11 protein-coding genes are annotated in these 12,840 nt (G+C 66.7%); 5 read left to right on the top strand and 6 right to left on the bottom strand.

The window, feature by feature from the left end:
- Nucleotides 1-44: 44 nt before the first annotated feature.
- Genes ACFPTO_RS02450 through ACFPTO_RS02440 form a run of 3 tightly spaced genes read right to left on the bottom strand, consistent with a single transcriptional unit; the run spans nt 45 to nt 2,818 of the window.
- Nucleotides 45-833, bottom strand: a complete 789-nt coding sequence (locus ACFPTO_RS02450; RefSeq protein ID WP_377709224.1) for a TatD family hydrolase — start codon at nt 831-833, stop codon at nt 45-47.
- 7 nt (nt 834-840) lie between these two features.
- Nucleotides 841-1,572, bottom strand: coding sequence for a lipoprotein-releasing ABC transporter ATP-binding protein LolD (gene lolD, locus ACFPTO_RS02445; RefSeq protein ID WP_377709223.1), 732 nt, complete (start codon nt 1,570-1,572; stop codon nt 841-843).
- Nucleotides 1,565-2,818 carry a lipoprotein-releasing ABC transporter permease subunit gene (locus ACFPTO_RS02440; RefSeq protein ID WP_377709222.1) on the bottom strand — a complete coding sequence of 418 codons (1,254 nt, stop codon included), beginning with the start codon at nt 2,816-2,818 and terminating at the stop codon, nt 1,565-1,567. The genes lolD and ACFPTO_RS02440 overlap by 8 nt, the downstream gene beginning before the upstream one ends.
- A 395-nt stretch (nt 2,819-3,213) precedes the next feature.
- On the opposite strand from ACFPTO_RS02440, the gene ACFPTO_RS02435 reads away from it, so the two are divergent.
- The 5 genes from ACFPTO_RS02435 to ACFPTO_RS02415 all read left to right on the top strand — a co-directional run bounded on the left by ACFPTO_RS02435 (nt 3,214) and on the right by ACFPTO_RS02415 (nt 10,035).
- On the top strand, nt 3,214-4,314 hold the full coding sequence (locus ACFPTO_RS02435; RefSeq protein WP_377709221.1) for a regulator: 1,101 nt from the start codon (nt 3,214-3,216) through the stop codon (nt 4,312-4,314).
- A 22-nt stretch (nt 4,315-4,336) separates the two neighbouring features.
- Nucleotides 4,337-6,067 carry a single-stranded-DNA-specific exonuclease RecJ gene (recJ, locus tag ACFPTO_RS02430; RefSeq protein WP_377709220.1) on the top strand — a complete coding sequence of 577 codons (1,731 nt, stop codon included), beginning with the start codon at nt 4,337-4,339 and terminating at the stop codon, nt 6,065-6,067.
- A 141-nt stretch (nt 6,068-6,208) separates the two neighbouring features.
- A protein-coding gene (gene prfB, locus ACFPTO_RS02425) for a peptide chain release factor 2 (RefSeq protein WP_377709219.1) occupies nt 6,209-7,313 on the top strand; the annotation gives its coding sequence in 2 pieces (ribosomal slippage) (nt 6,209-6,289 and nt 6,291-7,313; 1,104 coding nt in all).
- A 125-nt stretch (nt 7,314-7,438) separates the two neighbouring features.
- Nucleotides 7,439-8,974: a lysine--tRNA ligase gene (lysS, locus tag ACFPTO_RS02420; RefSeq protein WP_377709218.1), complete on the top strand. Its 1,536-nt coding sequence runs from the start codon at nt 7,439-7,441 to the stop codon at nt 8,972-8,974.
- A gap of 308 nt (nt 8,975-9,282) precedes the next feature.
- Nucleotides 9,283-10,035, top strand: a complete 753-nt coding sequence (locus ACFPTO_RS02415) for a glycine zipper 2TM domain-containing protein (RefSeq protein ID WP_377709216.1) — start codon at nt 9,283-9,285, stop codon at nt 10,033-10,035.
- 101 nt (nt 10,036-10,136) lie between these two features.
- On the opposite strand, the gene iscX is transcribed toward ACFPTO_RS02415, so the two are convergent.
- From iscX to hscA, 3 genes are all read right to left on the bottom strand, one after another.
- Nucleotides 10,137-10,334 (bottom strand): Fe-S cluster assembly protein IscX, encoded by a 198-nt coding sequence (gene iscX, locus ACFPTO_RS02410; RefSeq protein WP_293042362.1) that lies wholly within the window; start codon nt 10,332-10,334, stop codon nt 10,137-10,139.
- Between the two features lie 22 nt (nt 10,335-10,356).
- Nucleotides 10,357-10,698, bottom strand: a complete 342-nt coding sequence (fdx, locus tag ACFPTO_RS02405; protein WP_377709214.1) for an ISC system 2Fe-2S type ferredoxin — start codon at nt 10,696-10,698, stop codon at nt 10,357-10,359.
- A gap of 207 nt (nt 10,699-10,905) precedes the next feature.
- A complete protein-coding gene (gene hscA / locus ACFPTO_RS02400; RefSeq protein ID WP_377709212.1) occupies nt 10,906-12,777 on the bottom strand; it encodes a Fe-S protein assembly chaperone HscA in 1,872 nt (623 codons plus the stop codon).
- Nucleotides 12,778-12,840 lie beyond the last annotated feature (63 nt).

The raw sequence follows: 12,840 nt of genomic DNA, 5'->3' as shown, positions 1-12,840 counted from the left end.
GCACCCTGCGCGGCCCCGTGGCGCCGCATGCCGCCGTCGAACGATTATGCAGACGAAAGCGCGAGCCGCGGCAGCGCAGCCGCAACGTTAGCCGTTGTGCCGAGGGCGAGTTCTTCGGGCGTCAAGCCGCGCAAACCTGCGAGTACCGCGCCGATGCGCGGCACCTGGTCGGGCGTATTGCGCTCGCGATAAAGCCAGGCGGGCGCAATATCCGGCGCGTCGGTTTCCATCACGATCGCTTCGAGCGGCAATTGCTGTGCGAGCCGCCGGATCTGCAGCGCACGCTCGAACGTGACGTTGCCGCCGAAACCGAGATGGATTCCGTGATCGATGAAGGCATTCGCCTGCTGGAAACTGCCATTGAACGCGTGCGCGATGCCGCGATGCACGCCGTTGCGGCGCAGGCCTTTGAGCACCTGGTCCTGCGACTTGCGCACATGGCAGATCGCGGGCAGGTCGAATTCGCGCGCGAGCTTGAGCTGCGCGTCGTAGAAATGCTGCTGCCGGGCGTCGTCGAGTTCCGGCACGAAATAGTCGAGGCCGATCTCGCCGATCCCGACAAAGCGCGGATCGTCGAGACTCGCTTCGATCTCGCGGCGCAGCGCGTCGAGATCCTCGTCGCGTGCGCCTGGCGTATAGAGCGGATGAATGCCGAGCGCGTAGACCGCGCCCGGCACGCGATGCGCGAGCGCGCGCACCGTTGCGAAGTTCTCGCGCGCAACCGCCGGAATCACGATGCGCGACACCCCCGCCGCGCGCGCCGCCGACACGACCGCATCGCGGTCCGCGTCGAATTCGGCGGCGTCGAGATGGCAGTGCGTGTCGATCCACATGGCGCGCTCACACCGGCACGACCGGCTCCTCGTGCAGCACGCCTTCGCGCAGCCGCACGGTGCGGTCGCAGCGGGCTGCGAGATCCGGGTCGTGCGTGACGATCACAAAGCTCGTGTCGAACATATCGGACAGTTCGAGCATCAGGTTGAACACGGTGTCGGCGGTGCTGCCGTCGAGGTTGCCGGTCGGCTCGTCGGCCAGCACGCACGCGGGCTTGGTCACGAGCGCGCGGGCAATCGCCACGCGCTGCCGCTCGCCGCCCGAAAGCTGTCCGGGCCGGTGCTTCGCGCGATGCGCGAGCCCCACGCGGTCGAGCGTCGCAAGCGCCTCGCGGCGCGCGTCGTCCTGGGTCATGCGGCGAATCCGCAGCGGCATCGCGACGTTGTCGAGCGCCGTAAATTCCGGCAGCAGATGGTGGAACTGATAGACGAAGCCGAGCGCGCGGTTGCGCAGATCGTTGCGCTCGCGCTCGGAGAGTTCGGTAAACGGCTTGCCGAGCACCGAAACCTTGCCCGTGCCCGGTTCGTCGAGACCGCCCAGCACGTGCAGCAGCGTGCTCTTGCCGGAGCCCGACGCGCCCACGATCGCGAGCTTCTCGCCGCGCCGCACCTTCAGTTCGGTATGCCGGAGCACCTGCACTTCCAGACCGCCCTGGCTGAACGTCTTCGAGATGCCATGCGCTTCGAGCACGTAGGGGTAGTCGCCCGCAGCGGCGAGCAGCGATTGACGGTCATTCATAGCGCAGTGCCTCCGCGGGACGAACCTTGGCCGCGCGCCAGCTCGGATAGAGCGTCGCAAGCGCGGACAGCACGAACGCAATCAAGCCGATGCGGATCACGTCGGAGGCGACGAGTTCCGAAGGCAGCTCGCTGATGAAGTAGACGGAAGGCGGCAGGAACTGCACGCCGAGCAGATGCTCGATCATCGGTACGAGCCACGGAATGCTCCACGCGATCAGGCAGCCGAGCGCGATGCCGATGCCGGTCCCGACGAAGCCGATCGTCACGCCCTGCACGACGAAGATCTTCATGATCGACCCGGGCTGCGCGCCGAGCGTGCGCAAGATGGCGATGTCGGCCTGCTTGTTGGTCACGGTCATCACGAGCGACGACACGAGATTGAACGCGGCCACGGCGATGATGAGCGTGAGGATGATGAACATCATGCGCTTTTCGATCTGCACGGCCGAGAACCACGTCTTGTTCTGCTGGGTCCAGTCGCGGATATACAGGTCGCCCGTGAGCGTGTGCACGAGCTGGCGCGCGACGGTGGGCGCGCGCTGCATGTCCTTCAGGCGCAAGCGCACGCCGGTCGGCGCGGGCAGGCGGTAGAGAATCTGCGCGTCGCGGATATTCACGAGCGCGAGCGTGCTGTCGTACTCGTAGTGCCCCGATTCGAACACGCCGGCCACCGTGAACTGCTTCAGGCGCGGCAGCATGCCCGCAGGCGTGATCGACCCCTCGGGCGCGACGAGCGTGACCTTGTCGCCGGTCTGCACGCCGAGGCTCGACGCGAGATCGCCGCCCAGCACGATGTTGAAGCTGCCCGGCGTCAGGTCGTTCAGGCTGCCCGCCTTCATTTCCTTGCCGATGTCGGAGACTTGCGGCTCCTCCGATGGCTCGATCCCGCGCAGCGCGACACCGCTTACGCTGTCACCGCGCGTGAGCAGCGCCTGCGCATCCACGTAGGGCGCGGCGCCGATCACCTCGGGATTGGCTTTTGCCTCTTTCGCGGTCAGTTGCCAGTCGGGCATCGAACCGGTCGGGGAGAAAATCTCGATGTGCGCAAGCACGGAGAGCATGCGGTCGCGCACGTCGCGCTGGAACCCGTTCATCACCGAGAGCACGACGATCAGCGCCGCAACGCCGAGCGCGATCCCCGACATCGAAACCAGCGCGATGAACGAGATGAACCCGTTGCCGGACGTGCGCTTGCCGGCGCGGGTGTAGCGCCAGCCTATCTGCCATTCGTAGGGAAGTTTCAAGCGAATCCTTATCTGCGTCTTCATGATGCGGCCGATGCGGCGCGTGCGTGCGTACCGCCGCTGCGCCCATCCAGGCACCCGCCAGGGACCAACCAGGCACCATCCAGGCACCAGCGATGCTCCGGCCAGGCACAGGCCGCTGACTGCCGCCCCGCTTGCGCGGCGCGGCGGCCAAACGCGAAGTTTGCCACATCGGCACACCAATACGCCCTTTGAACCAGCGGCGCGCGAACCGCACGCACCTCTTTCGAGCAAGAATTCGCACACAAGTGCCGGATTCATACGACGGGACGCGTTCTGAACACGCGCTGAACACGCACGGCGGCGCGCGATCGGGCTACACGATGCCGCGGCATGCCCGGCGGCCGGGGCGCCGAAGTACAATTCCGCCCATCATGCCCGTTGATCGACTTCACCTTCTCATTCCGTTCGCGCTGCCGTCCGCGGCAGTGGCCTCGACCGCCCTCTCCGGCCTAAACACGCCTGCGCTCGACAAACTCATCGCTCGCGCCAGCGCGGGCGAAACTGTCATCGGCGAGGATTTTCAGCGCACCCTGCCGCACGAGCGCTGGGTGGCGCAGCAATTCGGCGTGACCGGCGCGGCAAACACGTCCGCTGCCGCCGACGAAGCGCCGCTCGCCCCCTACATGCTGCTCGCCGACGGCGGCACGCCCGGCGACACCGCCTGGGCGTGCGTGCAGCCCGTGCACGTGCGCATCGCCCACGACCATCTGGTCCTGATCGACCCGGCCGCGCTCGATCTCGCCGATGCCGACGCCGCCACGCTCTACGCCGCAGCGAAGCCGCTGATCGAAGAACTCGGCGTGCGGGTCGTCGCGCCGACGCCGTATCGCTGGTATCTCGCGAGCGACACGTTCGGCATGCTCACCGGCGCGTCGCCGCTGCGCGCGAGCGGGCGCAACATCGAAATCTGGCTGCCGCACGAGGCGGGCTCGGGCAAGCGTTCGCGCGCCTGGATGAAGGTGCAGAACGAAGTGCAGATGGCATGGCACGAGCACCCCGTCAACGAGGCGCGCGAAGCGCACGGCCTGCCGGCCGTCAATTCGATCTGGCTGCACGCCCAGGGCACGATGCGCCCGGTGCAAAGCCCGTTCGCACGCGTGCGCTCCGATGCCGCCGCCACGCGCGGGCTCGCGCTCGCGGCAGGCGTCGATGCGGGCACCGCGCCCTCGACCTTCGCCGCGTTCACCGCGTCCGCATCCGGCTCGACAGGCACCAGCGGCACGACGCTCGTCGAACTCGATCCGTTTTCCGCGCCGTTCATCGAGCAGGACTGGGGCCGCTGGAACGCGGCCTTCGCCGACCTGGAGCGCGACTGGTTCGCGCCCGCGCTCGCGGCGTTGCAGGCGGGCGAGCTTCGCACGCTCGGCCTCACGCTGTGCGGCGACACCGGCTCGGTCGATCTCACGATCACGCGCGGCGATCTGCGCAAGCTCTGGCGGCGGCGCGTCCTTGCCTCGCTCTTCATCGAATAACCTACCGACCGAGCCGTCCCGCATGACCCGAATCGTCACCCGCGCCTCCTCCCCCGCGGACACCGAAGCGCTCGTTCGCCACGGCCTGCATCCGGTCCTCGCACGGCTCTATGCGTCGCGCGGCGTCTGCCAGCCCGACGAAATCGAAACCGGCCTCGCGCGCCTCATGCCGCCCGCCGCGATGAAGGGCGTCGACGAGGCCGCCGTGCTGCTCGCCGACGCGCTCGCCGCGAACCGCCGCATGCTGGTCGTCGCCGACTACGACTGCGACGGCGCGACCGCCTGCGCCGTGGCCGTGCGCGGACTGCGCATGCTCGGCGCGCGGATCGACTATCTCGTGCCGAACCGCTTCGAGTACGGCTACGGCCTCACGCCGGAGATCGTCGCGCTCGCCACGCAGCGCCCCGATGGCACACCCGGCACACCCGGCGCACAGCGGCCCGACCTGCTGATTACCGTCGACAACGGCATCGCGAGCGTCGAGGGTGTAGCCGCGGCCAACGCGCTCGGCATCGACGTGCTCGTCACCGATCACCACCTTCCCGGCGACACACTGCCCGCCGCGCGGGCGATCGTGAATCCGAACCAGCCGGGGTGCACGTTCGACAGCAAGTGCATCGCGGGCGTCGGCGTGATGTTCTACGTGCTGCTCGCGCTGCGCGCGGAGCTGCGCCGCCGCGGCGCGTTCACCGAAGCGCGCCCCGAACCGCGCCTCGACGGCCTGCTCGATCTCGTGGCGCTCGGCACCATCGCCGACGTCGTGAAGCTCGATGCCAACAACCGCGTACTGGTTGCGCAAGGGCTCCAGCGCATCCGCAACGGCCGCATGCAGCCCGGCATCGCCGCCCTCTTTCGCGCCGCGGGCCGCGAAGCGCGCACCGCGTCGGGATTCGACCTCGGCTTCGCGCTCGGGCCGCGCCTGAACGCGGCGGGCCGACTCTCCGACATGTCGCTCGGCATCGAGTGCCTGACCACCGACGATGTCGGCCGCGCGTGGGCGCTCGCGCAACAGCTCGACGCCATGAACCGCGAACGCCGCGAAATCGAGGCCGGCATGCAGCAGCAGGCGCTCGCCGATCTCGCCGACATCGATCCCGAAGGCACCGCCACGCTCACCCTCTTCAATCCGGCGTGGCATCAGGGCGTGATCGGGATCGTCGCGGGCCGGCTTAAGGAGAAATTCCATCGCCCGTCCTTCACGTTCGCGCTCGCCGACGACGGCGGCGAGTGCGTGAAGGGCTCGGGCCGCTCGATCCCCGGGTTCCATCTGCGCGACGCGGTCGATCTGATCAGCAAGCGCGAGCCGGGCCTCATCCACAAGTTCGGCGGCCACGCGATGGCGGCCGGTCTCACGATCGCCACCGCCGACGTGCCGCGCTTCGCCGCCGCGTTCGAACGCGTGGGCCGCGAGTGGCTCTCCGCCGAGGCGCTCGCACGCACCGTCGAGACCGACGGCGACCTCGAAGACGCCTATTTCACGCCGGATTTCGTCGAGATGCTCGACGCAGCGGTTTGGGGCCAGGGCTTCCCGGCGCCCATGTTCGCGGGCGAATTCGAAGTGGCGTCGCAGGCGCTCGTGAAGGACAAGCATCTGAAGCTGCAACTGTTGCGCGGACGCCAGCGCTTCAACGCGATCTGGTTCAATCACACGGAATCGCTGCCGCGGCGCACGACGCTCGCCTACCGGCTCGTGCGCGACTCATGGAACGGCGTTTCGCGCGTGCAGCTCGTCGTGGAGCACGCTGCAGACTGAGCGGGGCGCAAGGTCGGGCGCACAGCGCGGCGCACCGTCGGGCGCGGGGCCAGATGCATAGCCGGGCTGGCGGCGGCAGCGCCCTTGGCGAAGGGCCAATCAGCTATAATTGTATGTTTTACGCCCCGGATTACGACACAAATGGAAGCGGAACGTCTTAACGCGATCGAAGCCTCTTTGGCGGACCTGCGCACGCGCGCGGGCGAGCTACGGGGGTATCTTTGACTACGATGCCAAGTCCACGCGTCTAGTCGAAGTCAACCGCGAACTCGAAGACCCCAACGTCTGGAACGACGCGAAGCACGCACAGTCGCTCGGCAAGGAAAAGAAGCTGCTCGAGAACGTGGTGCTGGTGCTCACGGGCATCGAGAACGACGTGCGCGACACCCAGGATCTCTTCGACATGGCGCGCGAGGAAGGCGACGAAGCCACGCTCGTCGCCTGCGAAGCCGACGCGGCAGCGATCGAGACGCGCGTCGCCGACGTCGAGTTCCGCCGCATGTTCGCGAACCCGGCCGACCCCAATAACGCCTTCATCGACATCCAGGCCGGCGCGGGCGGCACCGAAGCCTGCGACTGGGCGTCGATGCTGCTGCGCCAGTACCTGCGCTACTGCGAGCGCAAGGGCTTCAAGACCGAAGTGCTCGAAGAGTCCGAAGGCGACGTCGCGGGCATCAAGAGCGCAACGATCAAGGTCGAAGGCGAATACGCCTACGGCTTCCTGCGCACCGAAACCGGCATTCACCGCCTCGTGCGCAAGTCGCCGTTCGATTCGTCGGGCGGACGCCATACGTCGTTCTCGTCGGTGTTCGTCTACCCCGAGGTCGACGAGTCGTTCGAGATCGACGTCAATCCGGCCGATCTGCGCATCGACACGTTCCGCGCGTCCGGCGCGGGCGGCCAGCACATCAACAAGACCGACTCCGCCGTGCGTATCACGCACATGCCCTCGGGGATCGTCGTGCAGTGCCAGAACGACCGCTCGCAGCACCGCAACCGCGCGGAAGCCATGGCGATGCTCAAGTCGCGCCTCTACGAAGCCGAGATTCGCAAGCGCCAGGCGGAGCAGGACAAGCTCGAAGCGGGCAAATCGGACGTGGGCTGGGGCCACCAGATCCGCTCCTACGTGCTAGACAACAGCCGCATCAAAGACCTGCGCACCAACGTCGAAATCAGCAACACCAAGGCCGTGCTCGACGGCGATCTCGACGATTTCATCAGCGCGAGCCTGAAACAGGGCGTCTAAGAGAGCGCGCTTTTGACAGAACGTTAAGCCGCCGTCGCGGCTTGCATGGCCGCGACAGCGCAATCCGCGCAGCACGGCACGCCTTGCGCGGACCCCAGAATCCGAATCACCGAACCGAAGCCATCATGACCGAACCGACCCAGCCGACCGTAGCCAGCACCGCGCCCGAACTGGACGACAACCAGATCATCGCCGAGCGCCGCGAAAAGCTGCGTGCGCTGCGCGAGGCCGGTGTCGCCTACCCCAACGACTTCCGTCCGGAACACCGCGCCGCCGACCTGCAGCGCGAGCACACCGATACCGACAAGGACGCACTCGAAGCGCAGGCGCTGGAAGTCTCGATCGCGGGCCGCATGATGCTCAAGCGCGTGATGGGCAAGGCGAGCTTCGCCACGGTGCGCGACGGCTCGGGCCAGATCCAGTTCTTCGTCACGCCCGCCGATGTCGGCGAAGCGACTTACGAAGCGTTCAAGAAGTGGGACCTGGGCGACATCATCGCCGCGCGCGGCGTGCTGTTCCGCACGAACAAGGGCGAGCTGTCGGTGCGCTGCACCGAACTGCGTCTGCTCTCGAAGGCGCTGCGTCCGCTTCCGGACAAGTTCCACGGCCTCGCCGATCAGGAAATGCGCTATCGCCAGCGCTACGTCGACCTGATCGTCACGCCCGAATCGCGCAAGACGTTCGTTGCGCGCACGAAGGCCATTTCGTCGGTGCGCCGCTTCATGGCCGACGCCGACTTCATGGAAGTCGAAACGCCGATGCTGCACCCGATCCCGGGCGGCGCGGCGGCCAAGCCGTTCGTCACGCACCACAATGCGCTCGACATGCAGATGTTCATGCGCATCGCGCCCGAGCTTTATCTGAAGCGTCTCGTTGTCGGCGGCTTCGAGCGCGTCTTCGAGATCAACCGGAATTTCCGTAACGAGGGCGTGTCGCCGCGTCACAATCCGGAATTCACGATGATGGAGTTCTACGCCGCGTACACGGACTACACGTGGCTCATGGACTTCACCGAAGCGCTGATCCGCCAGGCCGCGATCGACGCGCTCGGCAGCGCCGTCGTGACGTATCAGGGCCGCGAACTCGATCTGTCGAAGCCGTTCCACCGCCTGACGATCACGCAGGCGATCCAGAAGTACGCGCCGCAGTACACCGACGCGCAACTCGCCGACGCCGCGTTCCTGCGCACCGAACTCAAGAAGTTCGGCGTCGATGCAAACCAGCCCGCATTCCTGAACGCCGGTGTCGGCTCGCTGCAGCTCGCGCTGTTCGAAGAGACGGCCGAGTCGCAACTGTGGGAGCCGACCTACATCATCGACTACCCGGTGGAAGTATCGCCGCTCGCGCGCGCATCGGACACGCAGCCGGGCATCACCGAGCGCTTCGAGCTCTTCATCACGGGCCGCGAGATCGCAAACGGCTTCTCGGAGCTCAACGATCCGGAAGATCAGGCCGCACGCTTCAAGAAGCAGGTCGAGCAGAAGGACGCGGGGGACGAGGAAGCCATGTACTACGACGCCGACTACATCCGTGCGCTCGAATACGGCATGCCCCCGACGGGCGGCTGCGGCATCGGCATCGACCGCCTCGTGATGCTGCTCACGGATAGCCCAAGCATCCGCGACGTCATTCTCTTCCCGCACCTGCGCCGCGAAGACTAAGCCGACTGAGTCGACTGAGCCGACTGACCTACACGGCGCGGCTCGCCAGAACGCCATCGGGGCGCATGCGGTTCACGCCGCATGCGCCCCGATCGTTTGTAACCATCGGTAAAAGCTACCCGGGTCCGTCCCCTGCCCGGTACGGCGCATGAATCCGTAGAGCAAGCAGGCACGCGCTGTGGCAGCTTTCGGTGCGTCGGTGAGCGATGCCTTCCGAGGGCATGCGTTACAAATTGAAACTCGCGCCGATTCGATCTGGCTCACACTCGCTTTTGTACGCAGCAACTCTGCGATAGACGGAGCCTGTTATGAACCAGACCGATCCGAACCTCATCCCCAAGCGCCGACTGAACCCGCTGATCGCAACGGCAGCCGCCGCTGTCATCGTGGCGAGCCTCGCGGCCACCGCAGCCATTACCGGCGTCTTCCCGAAGGCCTCCAGCAACACCGGACAGACCGAGCAGACGCAAACCGGCCAGACTGCCATGGTGGCGTCGCCGCAGGTGATCGACTCGACGCAGCCTGCGCCGAAGGTCCAAAGCGTGCAGCTCGCGCAAAACGGCGGGCCTGCTACCGGCCAGACCACCGCCACGCCGGGTGCACCGCCTGCTCAATATGCGCAGCAGCCGCAGCAAATGCAACCGCAGCAGGTGCAGCAACAGCAGATGCAGCAGCCGCGGCAAATGCAGCAGCAGTATGGGCAGCAAGGGCCGCAAGCCCAGGCGCCGTGCGAGTCGTGCGGCACGGTCGAAGCCATTTCCGCGATCAAGCATGAAGGCCACGGCACCGGCATCGGCGCGGTGGGCGGCGCGGTGGCAGGCGGCGTGGTCGGCAACCAGTTCGGCTCCGGCAACGGCCGCGTGGCGATGACGCTGCTCGGCGCGCTCGGCGGCGGCGTGGGCGGCAACGCAATCGAAAAGCACCTGCGGAGCACCACGAGCTATTCGGTGCGCGTGCACATGGACAGCGGCAAGACGCGCTACTTCAGCTACCGGCAGCCACCGCCGTTCCAGCAAGGCGAGCACGTGCGCATCTCGCACGGCACGCTGGTCGCGGCCTGACGCGGGTCTGTCCTGACGCAGCGACAAAGAAAAAAGGCGATTCGCCCGCTGGGCGAATCGCCTTTCTCACATCCTGAAGCCGGGAAAACCCAGAGGAAGTCTCAGTAGTCCGCGTCTTCGATCCAGGCAGCCTGAATTGCCTCCAGGATCTTTTCGTTCGAGCGCTCCGGATCGTCATCGAAGCCTGTTAGCTCCATGATCCAGCGGTGCAGGTCGGTGAAGCGCACGTACTGCGGATCGACTTCCGGGTGCGTGTCCGTCAATGCCATCGCGATATCCTGCGTATCGGTCCATTTCATGGCTGCCCGCTCCTCTTTTATCTCAGTGGTTTTCCTTCGCATGATTGATCGAGTAACGCGGGATCTCGATCACCAGGTCGCCTTCTTCCGGCACGATGGTCTGACACGACAAACGCGAAGTCGGTTCGAGACCCCATGCCTTGTCGAGCAGGTCGTCCTCGGCGTCGTCGGACGGTTCGAGTGTGTTGAAGCCTTCGCGCACGATCACGTGACAGGTCGTGCACGCGCAAGACTGCTCGCACGCATGCTCGATCTCGACCCCGTGTTCGAGCAGCGCGTTGCACACGCTCTCGCCCGGTTTCGCCTCGATTACCGCACCCTCCGGGCACAGTTCGACATGGGGCAGCACCACGATTTGAGGCATTGTGAATTCCGTTTCCAATAGCGTTGGTACCGGGCGCTGTGCCCCGTCTCAGACGGCGGCCTGCGTCCATTCTACTGGCGCGCTGCGTTTTTCCACATCGGGAAAGCACGCACGCGCCGCTTCATTCATGTTTCGTTCATGCCCGATCCGCTCGCGCTTCAAAGGCGCGCTTCAAAGGCGCACTTCACGGGCGTACTTCACAGGCATTCAGCCGATTTCATCGAGCCGCTTGCCCGCCAGCGCCCGCTTGATGCCCTTGTTCATGCGGCGCGCGGCGAAATCGTCGGTGCCTTCTGACAGCGCCTTCGTCGCGGCCTCGATCGCGTTCGTATCCTCGCCCTGTGCGATCGTGCGCAACGCATCGATCAGGACGTCGAGCTGCTGGCGCTCGTCGGCGTCGAGCAGTTCGCCGTCGGTGGCGAGCGCCGCCACGGTCGCCTCGATGATGCGTTCGGCTTCCACCTGCGCCTCGCGCAGCGCACGCGCGCGCATGTCGACTTCGGCGGTCTGGAAGCTGTCTTCGAGCATCCTCGCGATGTCGTCGTCGGCGAGGCCGTAGGACGGCTTCACCACCACCGACGCCTCCACGCCCGAATGCTGCTCGCGCGCGAACACCGAAAGCAGGCCGTCCGCATCGACCTGATAGGTCACGCGGATACGCGCCGCGCCCGCCGCCATCGGCGGAATGCCGCGCAGCTCGAACCGTGCGAGCGAGCGGCAGTCGGCAACCAGCTCGCGCTCGCCCTGGACGACGTGGATCGCCATCGCCGTCTGGCCGTCCTTGAACGTCGTGAAGTCCTGCCCGCGCGCAACCGGAATGGTCGAGTTGCGCGGGATGATCTTCTCGACGAGGCCGCCCATCGTCTCCACGCCGAGCGACAGCGGGATCACGTCGAGCAGCAGCCAGTCTTCCTCGCGCCCGCGGTTGCCCGCGAGCAGGTCGGCCTGAATCGCCGCGCCGAGCGCGACGACCTGGTCGGGGTCGAGATTCGTGAGCGGCGGCTGGCCGAAGTACTGCTCGACCGCGCGGCGGATCACCGGCATGCGCGTCGCGCCGCCCACCAGCACCACGCCCTTCACGTCCTTCGGTGTGACCTTCGCGTCGCGCAGCGCCTTTCGCGTCGGCGTGAGCGTGCGTTGCACGAGCGTCTGCGTGAGCGCTTCGAAGCGCGGCTCGTCGATCGTCAGCGCGATCTGCTTGCCGCTCGACAGCGTGACGTCGATGTGCACCTCGGGCGCCGACGAGAGCGCTTCCTTGGCATCACGCGCGCGATCGAGCATGAAGCGCACGTCTTCGGGCGCGAGCGTGGCCGCGTCGACGCCGGCCTGCTCCAGCACGTAAGCGAACAGCGCCTGATCGAAGTCGTCGCCGCCGAGCGCCGAATCGCCGCCCGCCGCGAGCACTTCGAAGACGCCCTTCGTGAGCTTGAGGATCGACAGATCGAACGTGCCGCCGCCGAGGTCGTAGACCGCGTAGAGGCCTTCCGCGCCGTTGTCGAGGCCGTAGGCAATCGCCGCCGCCGTCGGTTCGTTCAGGAGGCGCAGGACATTGAGTCCTGCCAGACGCGCGGCGTCCTTCGTCGCCTGGCGCTGCGCCTCGTCGAAATACGCGGGCACCGTGATGACCGCGCCCACGAGGTCGTCGCCGAGCGTGTCTTCAGCGCGCTGGCGCAGCGTCGCGAGGATTTCCGCGGAGACTTCGACGGGGCTCTTCACGCCGTCGATGGTCTGGATCTGCACCATGCCCGGCGCGTCGACGAATTCATACGGGGCGTTCACGGCGCCTTCGACATCGGCCTTGCCGCGCCCCATAAAACGCTTGACCGAGACAATCGTGTTGCGCGGATCGCTCGCGGCTTCCGCCTTCGCCGTGCGGCCGATGCGGCGGCCGCCGTTCGCGAGATAGCGGACCACGGAGGGCAGCAGCACGTGGCCGGCCTCGTCGGGCAGCACGTCGGGCACGCCGCTGCGCACCGCGGCGACCAGCGAGTTCGTCGTGCCGAGGTCGATGCCGACCGCGAGTCGCCGCTGATGCGGCGCCGGCGCCATGCCGGGTTCGGAGATTTGAAGTAATGCCATCTGTGTGATCGTTTGCTGGCCTCGCGGCCCTTCTAATCCGTGTTTTACTTCCTGCCCGCCGCA

It is taken from the genome of Paraburkholderia denitrificans (assembly GCF_042655705.1).
GTDB lineage: Bacteria > Pseudomonadota > Gammaproteobacteria > Burkholderiales > Burkholderiaceae > Paraburkholderia > Paraburkholderia denitrificans.
The sequence above is the reverse complement of the archived record's forward strand: the minus strand, read 5'-3'. Positions and strand labels throughout refer to the sequence as shown.

Excerpts from the sequence above, each read along its gene's own strand:
- fdx (WP_377709214.1), bottom strand. The coding sequence starts at position 10,698 with ATGCCTCAAATCGTGGTGCTGCCCCATGTCGAACTGTGCCCGGAGGGT.
- lolD (WP_377709223.1), bottom strand. The coding sequence starts at position 1,572 with ATGAATGACCGTCAATCGCTGCTCGCCGCTGCGGGCGACTACCCCTAC.
- lysS (WP_377709218.1), top strand. The coding sequence starts at position 7,439 with ATGACCGAACCGACCCAGCCGACCGTAGCCAGCACCGCGCCCGAACTG.
- ACFPTO_RS02450 (WP_377709224.1), bottom strand. The coding sequence starts at position 833 with ATGTGGATCGACACGCACTGCCATCTCGACGCCGCCGAATTCGACGCG.
- iscX (WP_293042362.1), bottom strand. The coding sequence starts at position 10,334 with ATGAAATGGACCGATACGCAGGATATCGCGATGGCATTGACGGACACG.
- hscA (WP_377709212.1), bottom strand. The coding sequence starts at position 12,777 with ATGGCATTACTTCAAATCTCCGAACCCGGCATGGCGCCGGCGCCGCAT.
- ACFPTO_RS02415 (WP_377709216.1), top strand. The coding sequence starts at position 9,283 with ATGAACCAGACCGATCCGAACCTCATCCCCAAGCGCCGACTGAACCCG.
- recJ (WP_377709220.1), top strand. The coding sequence starts at position 4,337 with ATGACCCGAATCGTCACCCGCGCCTCCTCCCCCGCGGACACCGAAGCG.
- ACFPTO_RS02435 (WP_377709221.1), top strand. The coding sequence starts at position 3,214 with ATGCCCGTTGATCGACTTCACCTTCTCATTCCGTTCGCGCTGCCGTCC.